Source organism: Paenibacillus sp. An7 (assembly GCF_009870785.1).
Taxonomy (GTDB): Bacteria; Bacillota; Bacilli; order Paenibacillales; family Paenibacillaceae; genus Paenibacillus.
Window position 1 is genome coordinate 13,661 of sequence record NZ_WTWX01000009.1, and the last position, 16,867, is coordinate 30,527.

Below are 16,867 nucleotides of genomic sequence, written 5' to 3' on the forward strand. Positions count from 1 at the left end.
ACCATGGTATACTATGGAGGCTGAGCTAGAGAGAAAAGAGCTCTGCTATATTTTAGAGGAAAGAAAAAACTGATGATTTACGTTAAAAAGGAGAGTTAAAATGAACATTCTGCGTAAATGGACAGCTCTTGTGCTGTCGGCGCTTCTCATTGTAGCTGTATATAGTCCGATAGCAGCTTATGCCGACGCAGCCGAGGGTGATGTAATTATCATTCTAGGAGAAGATTTAACGAATGATCAAAAAGTAAAAGTGTTGGCTGATTTGGAAGCACCAAGTGGCGCTACTGAGTTAACGGTTACTAACAAAGAGGAACATAAATATCTGGGAAATTATTTATCGAAAGCACAAATTGGCACGAGAGCACTTAGTTCTGCCAAGATTGTGATTGGTAAGGCAGGCAGCGGACTATCGGTAACTACGAATCATATTAACTGGGTAACGAGTGATATGTACCTGAATGCGATGATTACAGCTGGAGTGAAAGATGCACACGTGATGATTACAGCTCCATTTGACGTATCAGGAACCGCGGCACTTACAGGAATCATAAAAGCTTATGAAACAACGACAGATACTAAAATACCGGAAGAACAAAAACAAGTAGCAAATGAGGAAATTGTCAAAACGGCAAAACTCTCTGATTCCATTGGAGCGGAAGAAACAACGACCCTGATGACGAATATTAAAGAGCAGCTTGCAGAAAAACAGCCTCAGACAAGAGAAGCAATGCAGTCCTTAGTGGAAGATACAGCTAACAACCTGAATATTGCGATACCAGAGGCTCAATTAAATGGACTTGTCGACCTCTTCATGAACATGAAAGATGCCAATATTAACTGGAATGCCGTAGGGGAACAGTTAGATCAAGCGAAGCAGCAGTTTACTGATTTCATTGAATCAGACACAGGACAAGGAATTATCGCCAGCATTAAAAATTTCTTCGTGGGACTTATTGATGCAATAAAAGGTTGGTTCTCATCCTAATTATAAAATGCCGAAGTACGTAAAAATGATCTAATCTCATTTTACGCAGCTTCGGTTCTTTTTTTGTGGAATTTTAGGTGAAATCATCCTTAACAAATAACAAAAACCTTCCAATTTTCTCATTCACATGGGATTGGGAGGTTCTTGTGTAGGTCTGTTTTATTGATTCAAATATTTTTCATGCGTTTATAACCATTCTTTAGCCCAGCGTCCAACTGCATTAAGTGCTCGGGCAAGTTCGGTTCCCTTTCGAGTTAAGGAGTATTCCGTGCGTACGGGTCGATCTGCAATTACATTTCGGAGAATAATTCCTTCTTCTTCTAGTTCTTTCATTCGTTCTACGAGTACTCGCTTACTTAAATCGGGAATTAGGGCATGTATTTCACTGAATCGCTTTGGTTCTTCCATCAAGGTGTGAATAATGGGTGCAACCCATTTTCGTCCAATGATCTGGTAGGACTGGGTCACTTTTTCACACATCTTCAAGTAACTTGACATGGATTCTTGGTCCATTGTAAAAGCCCCCTTCACGTAGGATTGTTTACTATAAGTAACTGTGAAATTCAATGGACTATATCACACTTTTTTCAAACGATTTATTAGTATATTTAATAGGATAGCATAGGAAACGTTGCCATAACAGAATAAAATCAATGTTCACAGATTGGACATTTTTTATTGACGAATGTTGTCGGAAGGGTGTATTATGGTTACATAATCTTAACTGGTTACATTTAATAACCTAATAAAAAGAGAAAGTTGATGATTCAGCATTCTACTTTCGATGTTATGTATAGACAGAAGGTGCACGTAACGTTCTTCGCATGCTAATGTCGCACACTATAGAGTAAATATCAGGAGGCAATACGCATGGAAGCAATGACATTTGTCCTGTTCGGGGCTACAGGCGATCTAGCCAAAAGAAAAATATATCCGGCACTTTACAATTTATATGTAGATGAGAAGATGCCAAAAGCATTTTCAGTCATCGGTCTGGGAAGAAGAGAAGTATCCGATGTTGATTTTCAAGCCCGAGTAGAGGAATCATTACATACATTCTCTCGCCGGTCGCCAGAAGATGCAGCTAAGGTTCGCGATTTTTTAGGTGCATTTCGTTATACGTCACTAAATAATAAAAACGTAGAAGATTACAAGAAACTGCTTGAGGTTGTGGAACGCCGTGAACAAGAACTGAGCATTCCGCAGAATCGGATGTTCTATTTGTCCGTAGCACCGGAGTTCTTTGAACCCATCGCTGAAAACATTAAAGAAAGCGGTCTGGGATCAGGAAAAGGCTGGAAACGTTTGATTATTGAGAAACCTTTTGGGCATGACCTAAGTTCAGCACGCCGTCTGAATGAGAAACTCAGCAATACGTTTGCAGAAAATGAAATCTACCGGATTGACCACTTCCTTGGTAAACCTATGGTTCAGAATATGGAAGTCTTTAGTGCGACTAACCCTGTTATTCAAGCTCTATGGGGTAACCACTATGTATCCAACATTCAAATTACAGCAAGTGAAACGGTAGGAGTAGAGGAAAGAGCGGCGTATTATGACCAGAGCGGTGCAGTACGTGATATGTTCCAGAATCATATGTTGCAGTTGCTTATGATGATTGCTTTGCATCTACCGAAGAAATCTTCTCCAGAAGAGATTCGTTTTAAAAAGAAAAGCACAGCAGAGGCACTCATCCCTCTCTTACAGGAAAAACTGAATGAGAACATTGTCCGCGCACAATATCGAGCAGGAGAGCTGCAAGGTAAACCTGTGGTGGCATATGTGGACGAACCTGGTGTTGAGGCCTCTTCTCAGAATGATACGTACTTTGCTGCACGTGTATTTCTTGATGATCCGTTCTGGAATGAAGTTCCTTTCTATATTCGCACAGGTAAGCGTCTTAGTGAAAAATCCACACGGATTATTGTTGAGTTTAAACGACCGCTTAACACGGGAATTCCTGTCGATGAAAATCTAGGTGCCAATTTGCTCATTATTGATATTGGTCCAAAAGAAGGAATCCGCATCCAATTGAATGCAAAAAGTCCAATGCACCACGATACGATTGAACCGATGGAACTCAGCTATAGTTCATCTTACGATAATGTTCCAGAAGCTTACGAGAATCTTATCTTTGATGCTTTACGCGGAGATGCAACCTTCTTTGCACATTGGGATGAAGTAGAATTGTCCTGGAAGTGGGTACAGCCTATTCTAGATGCATTTACAGCAAATGAAGTACCACTTCATTATTATGAAGCAGGTACAGAAGGTCCGAAAGCTGCGGAAGAACTTCTTGCTCAAGATGGTAACGAGTGGCATTAACATTGAATAGCTGATCTTACGCGTTATCCAGCTGATTTAAGCTGATGACATATACAGTTTCACTACATTTTAGATTGAGCATAATTTAGGAGGCACTTGGACATGAAAATAGGATTAATTGGTTTAGGTAAAATGGGACTGAATCTTGGTAGAAATCTGATCGACCATAAGCATGAAGTGGTTGCTTATGATTTGAATGAAAAAGCAGTTTCAGAGATGAAAGAATACGGTGCAACAGGCGTTTCTTCTTACAAAGAAATGGCAGACTCCATGGAATCACCAAGAATCCTATGGATTATGGTACCGCACTCTGTAGTTGATGGAGTAATTAATGATTTGATCCCAATATTGTCCAAAGGTGACATTGTTATTGAAGCAGGTAACTCTCATTACAAAGAATCCATTCGTCGTTATGAGCAGTTGAAAGAACATGGCATCCATTTCATGGACGTAGGTACTTCTGGCGGCATGGAAGGTGCACGTAATGGTGCATGTTACATGATTGGCGGAGACGAAGAAGCATGGAATATCGTTGAACCACTATTTAAAGACACAGCCGTAGAGAATGGTTATCTATATGCGGGTAAAGCCGGCAGCGGACATTTTCTGAAAATGGTTCACAACGGAATTGAGTACGGTATGATGGCATCGATTGGTGAAGGATTTGAAGTACTCGAGAAAAGTGACTTTGATTTTGACTACGAAAAAGTAGCACGCGTATGGAACAACGGTTCGGTTATTCGCTCTTGGCTGATGGAACTTACAGAGCGTGCCTTCTCTAAAGATTCAAACCTGGATGAAATTCGCGGGGTTATGCACTCTTCTGGTGAAGGTAAATGGACGGTTGAAACGGCATTTGATCTACAAGCAGCTACTCCAGTTATCGCACTTTCGCTTCTTATGCGTTACCGTTCCCTTGAGAATGATACGTTTACAGGAAAAGTGGTAGCGGCACTTCGGAATGAATTTGGCGGACATGCTGTAGAGAAAAAATAATAAAATGTTAAAATGTGTTTAAAATATATGCCAATGTTTATATATAAATATTGGCATATATTTATATCTATTAAAATGATCACCTATTAAGTAAAACTATGGAGGGCATGTCATTATGAAATTTTTCTTAGATACTGGGAATGTTGAACAAATTAAAAGAATTCATCGTCTGGGTCTGGTAGATGGCGTAACGACGAATCCTTCTCTAATTGCTAAAGAAGGTCGCGTTTTTAAAGACGTGATCAAAGAAATTACTTCTTTTGTAGAAGGTCCTGTCAGTGCTGAAGTTATTGGTACAAAAGCAGAAGACATGTTGAAAGAAGCAGAAGAAATCGCAACTTGGGCACCGAATGTGGTTATTAAATTGCCAATGACTGAGGATGGTCTTTATGCGACGAATGAACTGAGCAAAAAAGGAATTAAAACCAATGTTACATTGGTCTTCTCAGCAGCTCAAGGTCTCATGGCAGCAAAAGCGGGTGCAACATTCATCAGTCCATTTGTTGGACGTTTGGATGATATCTCAGTGGATGGAATGCAACTTATCCGTGATCTGCGTCAGATCTTGGATACGTATCATCTTCCTGCTGAAATCATTGCAGCAAGTATCCGTAACATTAAACATGTAGAGGATGCTGCTCTTGCGGGTGCGCATATTGCAACAATCCCAGGTACACTGGTGCCAACCCTTTGGAAACATCCACTTACAGATAGTGGAATTGAGCGTTTCCTTAAAGATTGGGAGTCCGTTCCTCAAGATGCTAAACCACCAATGAAATAACTTGAAATTTGTTTAATATGATTCAAGGTGGATAAGAAGAGAATTCCTACGGGAGTTCTCTTTTTTTTTAATACTTTTTTGTATACGATAACACAGACCATCAGGCTTGCTTCTTTTTTATGGTCAGGCTGCATAGATTAAAAGAAGAAACCTCTCTCAAGGGAGGAATGCGTGCATGGCATTCAGAAGATCCAGGTGGAGAAATCAGCATCAAAAAACAGGGGGACACTGGAAAAAGTGGTTACTGATCTTTATGCTTGTGATTGTGATTTTGACGGTGCAATCTGCTGCATACATAGAGCGGAATCTGAAGCCTCCGATTATGCATTTAGCTAAAATCAGGGTGAAGCAGCTGGCGACAGAAGCGATTAACAAAGCCATAACGAGTCAAATTGCAGATGGCAAACCGTCTGATGATCTCATTGAGTGGAAAACGGATACCAAGGGAAAGATTAGTGGTTTTATGTTGAATTACGATGAGCACATGAGAATTACGTCAAATGCATTATCCATTGTTCAAACTACACTACAAGATATGGAGTCATTCAGAGATCACATTCCACTCGGGCAAGCGCTGGGAAGTACGATCTTGTCCTCTTTTGGTCCTAAGGTGCCCATTCGAATTGAACCACAAGGCGCGGTAAAAGTAGATCTTAGCACAAGACAGCAAAATGCGGGAATTAATATGATTTTGGTTGAGGTATACATTCACATCATTGCTGAGGTGGCTGTTGTAGTTCCGCTGGATATGGAACCTGAAATTGTAGACACGGAGTTGCCGATTTCCTACTTACTTGTTGTTGGAGATGTGCCTATGTATTATTACGATAATCAAGGACGTCCTGTAGGAGATAATGGAGCAAGTGCACCCAGCTTAGCGCTTCCTTCTTTACCATCAGCTGCAACACCGAGCACGGGAGTCACAACCCCCGATGCAAGCAGCACCGTCCCCAAGAACGAGGGGAATAGTCAGCTCTATCTGGAAGAGCCGGAACCTCTTTTACCGAGTGGTAATGAGTAAGTGAGAAAGTTAAATCCTTTTAATCGTAAAAAAAGATCGTAAAAAAAGAAAGTGACTTGTACAAGAATCGTCTGTTTTCCAGAGGATGCTTACGTAACAAGTCACTTTATAATTAAGGTGAAATTTTCTTTTTCGTTTTGGCTTGTATAGCTTTACGTTCTTCATTCTCCCAGCGATGCAGGGATGGATAGGGATCAAAAGACCATTCAGTAAGCCCTGTATCCCGGTAAATACCATAATGCAGATGAGGAGGGAATTTACCTTGTGTCCCTGGCTTACCATAACCGGAGCTTCCTACCCATCCAATGGTTTGTCCTGGAGTCACAATACTGCCTACGTGGATACCCTTCTCAAAGCCAGATAAATGCGCATAGTAGTGATAGTGGTTGTCTAGGTCCCTAATCCCCACGCGCCATCCTCCAAATGGATTCCAGCCTTTAATTTCAATTATTCCATAACAAGTACTTCGGACCGTCAAGCCATGATGGGCAAAAAGGTCGGTTCCTTCATGAATTCTCCGTCCACCCCAGCTGCGGCTTGTTCCCCAGGTGCTTCGGTAAGAGTACACGGTACCTAAAGGTAAAGGGAATGCATGCTCCGAAAGCTCAAGCGTATCAAAATGCTTATAGATTCTGGCGAATTGCTGTATTCTTTGTACCGCTCTTGTGTTCTGGTAATAGTGCCAGAGAGAGATACCGATATCGTCTGCGGATATCCCATATTTTGAAGCAACACGAGACATCGTATAAAGTACATCCACATTATTCTGTGGGTCTGCTTTCTGGTCACCCGTTCCATCGAGTCCAATTCCACCAAAGAGGGCAATGGACATAGGATTCTTATCCTGCTGATCTGGATTTAAAATTCCTGCCCATCGGCTGGATTCAAAAAAGATACCTGTTAACCGCTCTTCATGTGCGCGGTCCTTCGGATGTGCTTTTGTCATCGTTCGCTCATACTGATCGATCGCTGCAAGATAGTACCAAGGAACGCCGCTCACAACGCTAATTTGGTCATATAATGCCTTGCGTTCTCTATAAGTATCTTGAGCGCTTGGGGGAGTTACTGGTTTCTCCTGAGCCAAAGCATCAGCTGGTGCAAGTGAGGCAAAGAAAGAGAGAGTGAGTGTGACTTTCAGACAAAGCATTCGCAAGTTATGTTTTTTGTACAACCGTAACAACAGATACGCCTCCTTTCTTCGTTTTCGCTCAAAGTTATGTTTAGGTTCACACAACACTCTTGTTTTTATGCCTTGAAATGAAAAAAAGAATCGGAAGCGTAAAGAAGAAATGATTAGAAATGGAGGTTATTTCCATAAAAATCATGTTATAATGTGTCCGTGCGATAGTTTAATACATCTCTATATAGAAAAGAGGGTACTTCCTTGGGGAGCAAAGTGAAAGAACCTAAACCAGAGTGGATTAAGATAAAACTAACCGCAGGTGAACCGTATCAAGAAATTAAAACAATGATGCGTTCAAAAACCCTTCATACGGTCTGCGAAGAAGCACGTTGTCCTAATATTTATGAGTGCTGGGCAAATCGTACAGCAACTTTTATGATTCTTGGAGATATTTGTACAAGAGCCTGCCGATTCTGTGCAGTAAATACGGGGCTGCCTACTGAGCTTGATTTAGAGGAGCCGGAACGTGTTGCTGAAGCAGCAGAACAGATGAATTTACAACATTGTGTAGTGACGAGTGTAGCGAGGGATGACCTAACCGATGGAGGGGCTTCCATTTTTGCCGAAACCATCAAAGCGATACGCAGAAAACTGCCTTTATGTAGTGTTGAGGTACTCATTCCTGATTTTCTAGGGAATAAAGAGGCACTGCAAATCGTCATGGATGCAAAACCTGATATACTTAATCATAATATTGAAACGGTAGAACGCCTGTCTGATCAGGTTCGTGCCAAAGCTAAGTATGAACGTTCTCTTGAATTACTCAAAAGATCAAAAGAAATGAATCCAGATATTCCAACAAAGTCAAGTATTATGCTGGGGCTTGGGGAAGAGTGGGATGAAATCCTTCAGACAATGGACGATTTGAGAGCAGTCGATTGTAATATTATGACGATTGGGCAATATCTACAACCTTCGGACAAGCATTTATATGTAAAAAGGTATGTAACACCTGAAGAATTCGCGGAACTAAAAAAAGAAGGCTTGGCCCGAGGATTCAGTCATGTTGAATCAGGACCTATGGTTAGAAGTTCATATCATGCACATGAACAAGTAAAGTCTGCCGCGAATGCAAATAATGTAGTATAGTAGGAGTAAGCCTTTGCATGAAGAAGAAGGCGGTTCGGATAGAAGGGAAGGAAGACGGTTTTGATTCAGATCAGCGGCAAAACTTATGAAGTCTTGCAGGACTATAGAAACGGTTGGAATCCGGAAGCCTTTCGTGATCGGTATAGCGATGTCCTTGAACGATACGATTATATTATTGGGGATTGGGGCTATAATCAACTGAGACTTAAAGGATTTTACCGAGAGAACCATCCGAAGGCGAATAAAGATACTTCGATTACGGGTATGGTTGATTATATTAACGAATATTGTAATTTTGGTTGTGCCTATTTTGTACTTCATAAGCAAAAAGAGCAAAAAGAACCTAAGGATTCAAAAGAGAAAGAATCTAAGGAGCCTAAGGAATCCCAACCAAAAGAGGCAAAAGAGCTTAAAGAACCTAATGAGCTTAAAGAACCGAAAGAGCCTAAAGAGCCAAAAGAACCAAAAGAACCTAAAGAGCATAAAGAACATAAAGAACATAAAGAACCTAGAGAGCGCAAGCTCTCTAATGAGAACAAGACAAAAGAAGAAGTTACAGCAAAAAGCGGTTCCTGAGCAGGAACCGCTTTTTGCTGCAGCTTAATCCAGAAAGGCTGTACGAACTCGATCCCAAAATGGATAAGGACGATATCTTGCAAAACTAACTTTCTGTCTGGAAACCTGGCACCTTACAGATATAAGATCATCAATTGTCATATTGACGTGATCAATTGTAAGCAGCAGTCTTTGGGATTTTCTGGAGAAAATATCGCAATGATGATGCTTGGGCAGTACGATAGGCGATCCCAGCGTACGGTAGACTCGGTTATTAATGGAGGCAATCTCAGCAATTTGCATCGCTTCAATCGTGGGGTGAATCATTGCTCCGCCAAGTGCTTTGTTGTAAGCTGTGCTGCCGGAGGGAGTGGATACGCAAATGCCGTCACCACGAAACATCTCAAAAGTAATATCATTAATATCGACTTGAGCTACAACTGTTCCATCGACACCCTTGAGGGTAAACTCATTAAGTGCAACCATAGAGGTAACTCCTGATTTTCGGTGGATCTCCAAATCAACTAAAGGATACTCCACAATACGTGGCTGCAACTGCTGACTCGTATCTAGACCGTTACTCATAAGTTTGATCAGCTCATGAAGCTCATCCGCTTTCCAGTCTGCATAAAAACCAAGATGACCTGTATGAACACCAACAAAAGCAATATCCGGGATTTGATCTATAAACGTATGAAAAGCTTGTAGCATGGTGCCATCGCCGCCAATAGAAACAACGATCTCTGGAGATTTGGCATCAAGTATAAATCCCTGCTCTTCAGCGAGGCGGTGGAATTGCTCGGCCAAATCCATAGATAAAGAGTCTCCTCTGTCCTGAACATAATATCTCAAGATGAAAGCTCCTTTGTAATAAGTATAACTTGATGATATCCAATTTCAGGACAGAAAACAATCGCTGCAACACATTTCCTTTAATCTTGAAATTTTGCAGTGAGCTGTTTAATCCATACATAGACAGTGGTTATCATCATTAATCCGCCAATTAAAATCACAGTAATTGCTAATTGTGATGGAAGCAGATGGATCCCCGTAAGGAGAGAAGCAGAGTCGGAAGGATCAGACCCATTTAACGTATCTACCGTCTTCATTATTGGGTTCCAGCACAAGAATACAATTACGGCTGCAAGGATCGCATGAACCGCTCTTGCAAACATAAACGGTAAATAACGTAGCGGTGTAGAGTTCAGGATGCTTACGACCTGAGCATGAACCGATAACCCTCCCCAAGAAAGAATAGAGGCAGCCGCAGCAGCTTTATAGATGAGGGGGACCCCCTCTAAAGTTCCGGCATACCGAGCACCGAGGGTAACTTCAAACAATCCTCCAACAAGTGACTGAGATAATTCAGTAGGCAATCCAAGGAATAAGAGAACTTGTTCAAGCCAGCGGTACATCCCATTCATCAGTCCAGCTTCCGTAAATAATTCGAGAATGACTGAAAAAAATACGACAAGTCCGCCGACTACGGTCATCAGCTGTAAAGAAGAACGGATTGCTTGCTGCACAAGTTGTCCAAGAGAACGTCCATCGCTCTCACGAGCTTGGTGCATTGCATGAAATGCATGCTTCAGACGGTTAGCTTCCTTAGGTAAAGCTTCCGTATTGAGCTCCGAAGAATCTTTGAGACCATGAAACCGCATGAGAAGACCAACAATAAGTCCAGATCCATAATGAGCAATAGCTAGAACCGCTGCCAGAGCAGGCATGTGAAAAAAACCAACAGAAACTGCCCCGATGAGGAATATAGGGTCAGATGTGGTAGTAAAAGCAACGAGCCGTTCTCCTTCTTCTCGTGTGATTTGTTTTTGTTCCCATAACTTAGCTGTTAGTTTAGCTCCAACAGGGTATCCCGAAGCATAGCTGATCGCGGCAACAAAACCGCCTGTTCCTGGAATTCGAAATACGGGTCTCATAAATGGGTGAAGAAGAGTGCCCATGAAGTGGACGATGCCAAGTCCAAGAAGCAGCTCCGATATGACAAAAAAGGGAAAGAGAGAAGGGAAGAGAACCTCCCACCAAATGGAAAGACCTCGAACGCCGGACTCCCATACGGATAAAGGATAGATCACCATTAACATGCATATACTGAGTAGACCGAAGGTAATCAAAAGTGGTAAGGCTAGACGCTTCATATGCCATGGTTCGCCCCTTTTTCTAAAAGCTGTTCGCTGGTTATGAATACTATATGAGCCAAGGTGGACAAACAGGACAAAAAAAATAGAAAGCGTTTGCAAATTTACTGTAATTTAAGGAAATGTATGCTAATATAAATAGTAATTAGTGAATAGATCTAAAGTCCTCTTTTGATATGCCTGGTTTCTATTATCTAAAGGATGGAGTGATGTCGTGATGGGAGTAATTGCAGGGATACTCGTCTGCGCTATTGTATATGTAATGCGGGAAGCGCATATCCATCCCGGTGAAGAAGACTGGCGGAGTTATTAAGGATCAACTGAAATATATACCTAAGGCAAGAACAGCTGTTATGAGACAAGAGTCCTAGATAGATAGGAGCTCTTGTCTTTTTTTGTTATACTAGAGCATGAACTTTAGCATGAGAAAGAAGGCGAGAGGAATGGATCCGAACAAAACGCTTTATGAGAACTTGGGAGGCGCTGAGGGTGTAAAAGCACTTGTAGAGGCTTTTTATCCGAAAGTACAAAAAAATGAATTGTTATCTCCGCTTTTTCCAGAGGACATTACTCCAGTTATGGAGAAACAGTATATGTTCTTAAGTCAATTTTTCGGAGGTCCTTCTCTGTATTCTGATGCAAATGGGCATCCGATGATGAGAGCAAGACACTTACCTTTTCCTGTTACCGAAGAGCGGGCTCAGGCTTGGTTATCTTGTATGTATGAAGCTTTAAAAGAAATGGATATACCGGAGACGGTTGCCGAATTTACCATTCAGCGATTATCTGGTCCGGCCTATCATTTTATTAATACGCCCTCCTAAATGATGAAGAAAAGCACCAGTTTTCACCGGTGCTTTTCTGTCATAAGGATCTTAAACGCTGATCAGCGAGCAGATAATCCTGATCGTTATCGAGTAATGTTACCCGGTTTTTGCAGCACGGAAAGACAAGCAGGTGTTTCTTCCCTTCATGTATTAAAGAAAGCTGTTTTGGTTTCAACGGAAGTAATACATTCTCAGCCGAGCAGAAGGGACACTCCTGAACATAAATGTCACCCATTACAATGTCATAGGGCCATGTATTTTCAAATGGGATCATATATGGTTATCCTTGTCTTGGTCTGTACTTATATCGGCATCCTCTGCTGCTGGAGAAGATTCTTCCTTAGCCAGTTCAGCCAGCTTTTGCATCAAGATATGTTGCGGCATATGCATAAGATGCTCAATAGGAACACCTAATTTTTTAGATAACGTAACGGCTGTCTCTGCAGAAATCTGTAAAGGTCTCATTTATATTTCCTCCTGAATGTTACACATTGAATTTAGGTAAAGACTGGAATCAATAGAAGCATAATTCTGATATAGTATTAGTTATACACCTTGAACAGGGGTTGTTCAAACCTGTTTCTCGATGTTTTTTGAAAAATAAATAAAAAAGGTGGTAAAAGTATGAGTAAAACACTGCGTCAAACATGGGATTTGGAAACAATTTTTAGCGGGGGTTCCTCATCGGAAACCTTTGCTGTTTATCTTAAACAACTCGAGCAGGATATCGCAAGTCTAAACACACAAGTGGCTGATGCAAAAGTTCCTGTGACAGTGGAAGATACATATGTTTATGATGGAATGATTGATCAGCTTCAAGATATTATTGCACGATTGTCAGAAGGCTCTGCCTTTGTATCCTGCCTTGGTGCAGAGAATCAAGACGATAAAAAAGCGGTACAACTCACCGGCAGAATTGCTTCCCTGCATGCTCAGTTAGCGAGTGTGAAGACTAGGTTTGACAGCTTGCTTCAGCAAACGGATGACGAAGTATGGACAGGGTGGATGAAGCGCCCTGAGATCATGCCCATCTCTTTTGTTATGAATGAGAGCCGCCAAGAAGCAAAAGAAAAAATGGCACCTGAACTGGAAAGCTTAGCACTTGATCTCGCAGTGGACGGATATCACGGTTGGGGAGATTTCTATGACACGATCGTAAGTAAAGTGCGGGTTCCTTATGAAGAGAATGGGGAAACGACATACTTGTCGGCGGGACAAGCGGCGAACAAATTACAGCACCCTAATCGCGAAGTACGTGAATCGATGCTGGTGAATTGGGAAAAAGCTTGGAGTGAGGCAGCAGACTATTGTGCTGACACCCTAAACCATCTCGGTGGTTTCCGTTTGAAACTATATGAGAGAAGAGGATGGGATTCCGTTCTCAAAGAACCACTTGCGATTAACCGAATGTCTGCTGAGACTCTTGATGCAATGTGGGATGTGATTACGCGCGCGAAACCAGCTCTTGTAAAATATCTGGAACGCAAAGCAAAGCTTCTCGGCGTTGAGCAGTTATCCTGGGCTGATGTATCTGCACCTATAGGTGAATCTACAGGAACAATTACTTATGATGCAGCAGCAGAGAGTATTGTGTCTCAGTTCCGTAAATTTAGCCCACGCATGGCTGACTTTGCACAGATGGCCTTTGATAAACATTGGATTGAGGCAGAGGATCGCCCAGGTAAACGTCCAGGTGGATTCTGCACATCACTTCCTGTAAGCAAGGAAACGCGTATTTTTATGACGTATGCAGGTACTGCCTCTAATGTGTCTACACTAGCGCATGAGCTCGGACATGGTTATCACCAGCATGTAATGGATGATATGGAGATCTTGAATCAAAGCTATGCTATGAACGTTGCAGAAACGGCTTCTACTTTTGCAGAGCTGATTGTAGCAGATGCACTGATCCAAGAAGCAGATGAAAAAGAGAAGCTTGCGTTACTGGAAGAAAAAATTCAAAATACCGTTGCTTTCTTTATGAATATTCATGCACGGTTCCTTTTCGAGACACGTTTCTATGAGAAACGTAAAGAGGGTCTTCTTAGTGCATCTGATTTGTCTGAGTTGATGGAAGAGGCGCAGCGTGAAGCATTCTGTGATTCTCTTGGTTCCTATCATCCTACATTCTGGGCATCGAAGCTGCATTTTTATATTACAGGAGTCCCTTTTTATAATTTCCCTTATACATTTGGATTCATGTTTAGTACTGGGATTTATGCACAGGCACAAAAAGAAGGAGCCACATTTGCTGAGAAATATGACAATTTATTGCGGGATACGGGCCGGATGACCGTAGAGGAACTTGCTGAAAAACATTTAGATACGGATGTAACAAAACCTGATTTTTGGCAGGGAGCTGCTGACTTATGTATCGCTGATATTGAGCAATTCCTTCATATGACCGAAAACCTGCAATAGACTTCGAATAAATAGGACCTTAGCAGCAATGCTGAGGTCTTTTTTTCATTAAAGTTATTGATTTTCGCCATAATTTTGTCGAAATATGATTATAGAATAAAAAAACCATTATTTTTCGCATAAAATTGTTGTAAAATAGAAAAATTTGACATATACTGAGTCACAGGCCCTATACCTATATAGGCTAAAAGTATAAGAGGATGGTGTATATGATCTCACTTGATCAGCTTTCTCTACCTAGACAATTGGATATTGTCTTTAGAGCACTTGATGAGGAACTTACAGGTCTTGATTCAGGAATCGTTTTTGTGCAAATTCGAAATAATGTAATAGGTAAATTCGGAATTAGGCATTATCCGGTACCTATGAAGAAAGTGATGGAGAGTTCTTCCAAGGGACTTACAGAAACACAGCGGTCTTCTTTCCGTCTTATGGCCCTGGAATCACTAAAGTTAAAAAAGCACTGGACACATGGAGAAATTACTTATGATTTTGCCGTTAGAAATAACATGATTGTTGTAGATTCAACTTTAGAGTCCAATTATAATTTGGCTAGTTTAATGATTCGCTACCCGCGTACTACATACACAGACATTCAAATAAATCCATCATAATAACAAAGCGGCCCTCTCTTATAAAGAGAAGACCGCTTCGTTTAACCCGCTTAGATTCCTCGCGTGGAACCTAGCTAGATTTATGAGAAAATAACGACATTATTGACGACCAGACAATTGCTGTTCAGCGATTTGTACCAGACGTTTTGTGATATAACCTCCGAGAGATCCAGTCTCACGGGAAGTATAGTTACCGTAGTAACCATCTGCAGGAATTGTTACGCCCAGCTCTTGTGCTGCTTCCAATTTCAGTTGTTGAAGTGCAGCATTCGCTTGTGGCACTACCAAATTATTAGAACGAGATCCTGATGCCATGTGTTGTCACCTCCTTTTGTGCTTTGTGAGATTAGTATGGTTTATGGAAGAGAAAATATACTCAAAAAAGTAGCAGGTAACAAGTGGAAATGAAGAAGAAACTTCGAGGGTAATTCCTGAGGTAAAAACAAATAGCTTAATATCAGTGAGTCTTAAGGGTTTGAAGGTATATACCACAAACAGACAGCTGTATCAGCTGTCTGTTTGTAACATATGCTTTTTATTAATTTGAATCAGGAGGCTGAACAATCTCAATCTGTGTTAAGAGTTCAACGGTCTGACCTGGCTCCATATGTATGAGTCCTGTGAAGTCTGCATCTCTCTTCATATTTGGAGCATCGGGCAACCAAGTATAAGGTTCGATACACAAATAATCACTGCTTTCCCCTTTGGTAAATAACACCCAATGTAAAAAAGAATCCTTATTCGCTGTATATTTAATGGCGTAACCATCATTACGCGTTAGATAAGCAGTGTCTTGTTCTCGATTAGACCTAAATATGGTATCTAAATTCTGTCCTTCGAGATTTATTCCATTGGGCAGGCTGGCAAGAGAACCTAAGTCCTCTAAATCGCCTGTTGGCAGTAATTCATCATTTAGCGAATAAATTCCATTTACCGGAAGTTTAATATTCCAACGATGTGGTTCTTCATCAAGCATAAACCAAGTGTGATATCCCATACCAAACGGTGCTGCATAATCACCTTGATGGGTTACACGAAGTTGTTGTGTCAGAGTAGAACCTTGCAGTCTAAAGGTCATTGAGAATGTCATAGGAACAGGAAAATGCTTCATCCAGAGTTCATCTTCACTTGTCTTCAACTCCGTTGTTACGGTGCATCCATCGTCATCTTCTTCTATGTCACTGACGCACCAAGGCTGTGTACGATGAAGTCCATGAATATGGTTATTATTTACGGAATTTTGAGCAAATTGATACTCTTGGCCTTCATATTCAAAGTGACCCAGGTGGATACGCCCCGGGGGGATCAGCATCGGAACACCAAAATGGTAAGGTTTCTGAAGATAAAAAGCGAGATCCTGTTCGTCAGGTTTACGAACGACTTCCCGGTTTTGAATACGATCATAAATGGATATAATATTGTTACCGAGGCGGGGTAGCAGGGTGACTTCAAGATCACGACTGTGCAAAATATAGGTGTCATAGCCGTTCCAAAGCCCTTTGGTCACTTGTTTCATCTTTTTTTGCTCCTTTTCCCACGAAAGATCTTAAACATCTTACACGTAAGTCTATCATAACAGATAATTGTATCTGTAGTAAAAAGGCACCTGAGATTCACGAATGAAATTTATGTATTTTTTGCTTCTCATATTTCATGTTGACATTAGAACTTTATCATGATTATGATAAGGCAAGTATATAACTTATAATCGTTGATAGGGATAAGTAAGCTTAGTGATGGCAACTTGCAGAAAGCCGATGGTTGATGCGAATCGGTGTTGCTGACTTTGACTGAATGGACCCTGGAGAGCCCGACTTAACGAGAAGCGATGCTTCTTTAGTAGGTCAGGACGACTAATCCGCGTTAAGGAAGATAAGGTTGCTTATGCGTGTTTTTATGTTCTAATAAGCAGCGAAT

At 41.3% G+C, this 16,867-nt stretch carries 18 protein-coding genes and 1 other annotated feature (1 of these 19 only partly in view); of the genes, 10 read left to right on the plus strand and 8 right to left on the minus strand.

The window, feature by feature from the left end:
• The first annotated feature begins 100 nt into the window (after positions 1 to 100).
• Positions 101 to 985, plus strand: a complete 885-nt coding sequence (locus GQY27_RS12165) for a DUF1002 domain-containing protein (RefSeq protein WP_160034685.1) — start codon at positions 101 to 103, stop codon at positions 983 to 985.
• A 186-nt stretch (positions 986 to 1,171) separates the two neighbouring features.
• On the opposite strand, the gene GQY27_RS12170 is transcribed toward GQY27_RS12165, so the two are convergent.
• On the minus strand, positions 1,172 to 1,483 hold the full coding sequence (locus GQY27_RS12170; protein WP_160034962.1) for a winged helix-turn-helix transcriptional regulator: 312 nt from the start codon (positions 1,481 to 1,483) through the stop codon (positions 1,172 to 1,174).
• Between the two features lie 372 nt (positions 1,484 to 1,855).
• Here GQY27_RS12170 and zwf point away from each other — a divergent pair, with 372 nt between their 5' ends.
• From zwf to yunB, 4 genes are all read left to right on the plus strand, one after another.
• Positions 1,856 to 3,310 (plus strand): glucose-6-phosphate dehydrogenase, encoded by a 1,455-nt coding sequence (gene zwf / locus GQY27_RS12175; protein WP_160034688.1) that lies wholly within the window; start codon positions 1,856 to 1,858, stop codon positions 3,308 to 3,310.
• Between the two features lie 102 nt (positions 3,311 to 3,412).
• On the plus strand, positions 3,413 to 4,306 hold the full coding sequence (gnd, locus tag GQY27_RS12180) for a phosphogluconate dehydrogenase (NAD(+)-dependent, decarboxylating) (protein WP_160034690.1): 894 nt from the start codon (positions 3,413 to 3,415) through the stop codon (positions 4,304 to 4,306).
• 115 nt (positions 4,307 to 4,421) lie between these two features.
• Complete coding sequence (fsa, locus tag GQY27_RS12185; RefSeq protein ID WP_160034692.1) at positions 4,422 to 5,087, plus strand: fructose-6-phosphate aldolase; 666 nt, start codon at positions 4,422 to 4,424, stop codon at positions 5,085 to 5,087.
• A 175-nt stretch (positions 5,088 to 5,262) separates the two neighbouring features.
• A complete protein-coding gene (gene yunB / locus GQY27_RS12190; RefSeq protein ID WP_160034695.1) occupies positions 5,263 to 6,108 on the plus strand; it encodes a sporulation protein YunB in 846 nt (281 codons plus the stop codon).
• 112 nt (positions 6,109 to 6,220) lie between these two features.
• Here the strand turns inward: yunB and GQY27_RS12195 are convergent, their stop codons facing one another.
• Entirely contained in the window at positions 6,221 to 7,255 is a 1,035-nt protein-coding gene (locus tag GQY27_RS12195) for a M23 family metallopeptidase (RefSeq protein WP_160034964.1), read from the minus strand.
• A 237-nt stretch (positions 7,256 to 7,492) separates the two neighbouring features.
• On the opposite strand from GQY27_RS12195, the gene lipA reads away from it, so the two are divergent.
• Both lipA and GQY27_RS12205 read left to right on the plus strand, forming a co-directional pair.
• A complete protein-coding gene (lipA, locus tag GQY27_RS12200; RefSeq protein WP_160034698.1) occupies positions 7,493 to 8,380 on the plus strand; it encodes a lipoyl synthase in 888 nt (295 codons plus the stop codon).
• A gap of 60 nt (positions 8,381 to 8,440) precedes the next feature.
• Positions 8,441 to 8,956, plus strand: a complete 516-nt coding sequence (locus tag GQY27_RS12205; RefSeq protein ID WP_160034701.1) for a YutD family protein — start codon at positions 8,441 to 8,443, stop codon at positions 8,954 to 8,956.
• A 24-nt stretch (positions 8,957 to 8,980) separates the two neighbouring features.
• Here GQY27_RS12205 and GQY27_RS12210 read toward each other — a convergent pair whose 3' ends face one another.
• A complete protein-coding gene (locus GQY27_RS12210; RefSeq protein WP_160034704.1) occupies positions 8,981 to 9,787 on the minus strand; it encodes an NAD kinase in 807 nt (268 codons plus the stop codon).
• Positions 9,788 to 9,867: 80 nt separating this feature from the next.
• Entirely contained in the window at positions 9,868 to 11,088 is a 1,221-nt protein-coding gene (spoVV, locus tag GQY27_RS12215; protein WP_160034707.1) for a dipicolinic acid transporter SpoVV, read from the minus strand.
• 443 nt (positions 11,089 to 11,531) lie between these two features.
• Here spoVV and GQY27_RS12220 point away from each other — a divergent pair, with 443 nt between their 5' ends.
• Complete coding sequence (locus GQY27_RS12220) at positions 11,532 to 11,912, plus strand: globin domain-containing protein (RefSeq protein WP_160034709.1); 381 nt, start codon at positions 11,532 to 11,534, stop codon at positions 11,910 to 11,912.
• Between the two features lie 40 nt (positions 11,913 to 11,952).
• Here the strand turns inward: GQY27_RS12220 and GQY27_RS21745 are convergent, their stop codons facing one another.
• Both GQY27_RS21745 and GQY27_RS12230 read right to left on the minus strand, forming a co-directional pair.
• Positions 11,953 to 12,189 (minus strand): hypothetical protein, encoded by a 237-nt coding sequence (locus tag GQY27_RS21745; protein WP_160034711.1) that lies wholly within the window; start codon positions 12,187 to 12,189, stop codon positions 11,953 to 11,955.
• Positions 12,186 to 12,380, minus strand: a complete 195-nt coding sequence (locus tag GQY27_RS12230; protein ID WP_160034714.1) for a YycC family protein — start codon at positions 12,378 to 12,380, stop codon at positions 12,186 to 12,188. Before GQY27_RS12230 ends, GQY27_RS21745 begins: the two co-directional genes overlap by 4 nt.
• 159 nt (positions 12,381 to 12,539) lie before the next feature.
• On the opposite strand from GQY27_RS12230, the gene GQY27_RS12235 reads away from it, so the two are divergent.
• Both GQY27_RS12235 and GQY27_RS12240 read left to right on the plus strand, forming a co-directional pair.
• Complete coding sequence (locus GQY27_RS12235) at positions 12,540 to 14,336, plus strand: M3 family oligoendopeptidase (RefSeq protein WP_160034717.1); 1,797 nt, start codon at positions 12,540 to 12,542, stop codon at positions 14,334 to 14,336.
• 209 nt (positions 14,337 to 14,545) lie between these two features.
• On the plus strand, positions 14,546 to 14,950 hold the full coding sequence (locus GQY27_RS12240) for an O-methyltransferase (RefSeq protein ID WP_160034720.1): 405 nt from the start codon (positions 14,546 to 14,548) through the stop codon (positions 14,948 to 14,950).
• A gap of 99 nt (positions 14,951 to 15,049) precedes the next feature.
• Here the strand turns inward: GQY27_RS12240 and GQY27_RS12245 are convergent, their stop codons facing one another.
• Positions 15,050 to 15,265, minus strand: a complete 216-nt coding sequence (locus GQY27_RS12245; protein ID WP_160034722.1) for an alpha/beta-type small acid-soluble spore protein — start codon at positions 15,263 to 15,265, stop codon at positions 15,050 to 15,052.
• Positions 15,266 to 15,488: 223 nt separating this feature from the next.
• Complete coding sequence (locus tag GQY27_RS12250) at positions 15,489 to 16,466, minus strand: aldose 1-epimerase (RefSeq protein WP_160034725.1); 978 nt, start codon at positions 16,464 to 16,466, stop codon at positions 15,489 to 15,491.
• Between the two features lie 186 nt (positions 16,467 to 16,652).
• Positions 16,653 to 16,867: a binding site (T-box leader), on the plus strand (it continues 31 nt past the right edge of the window).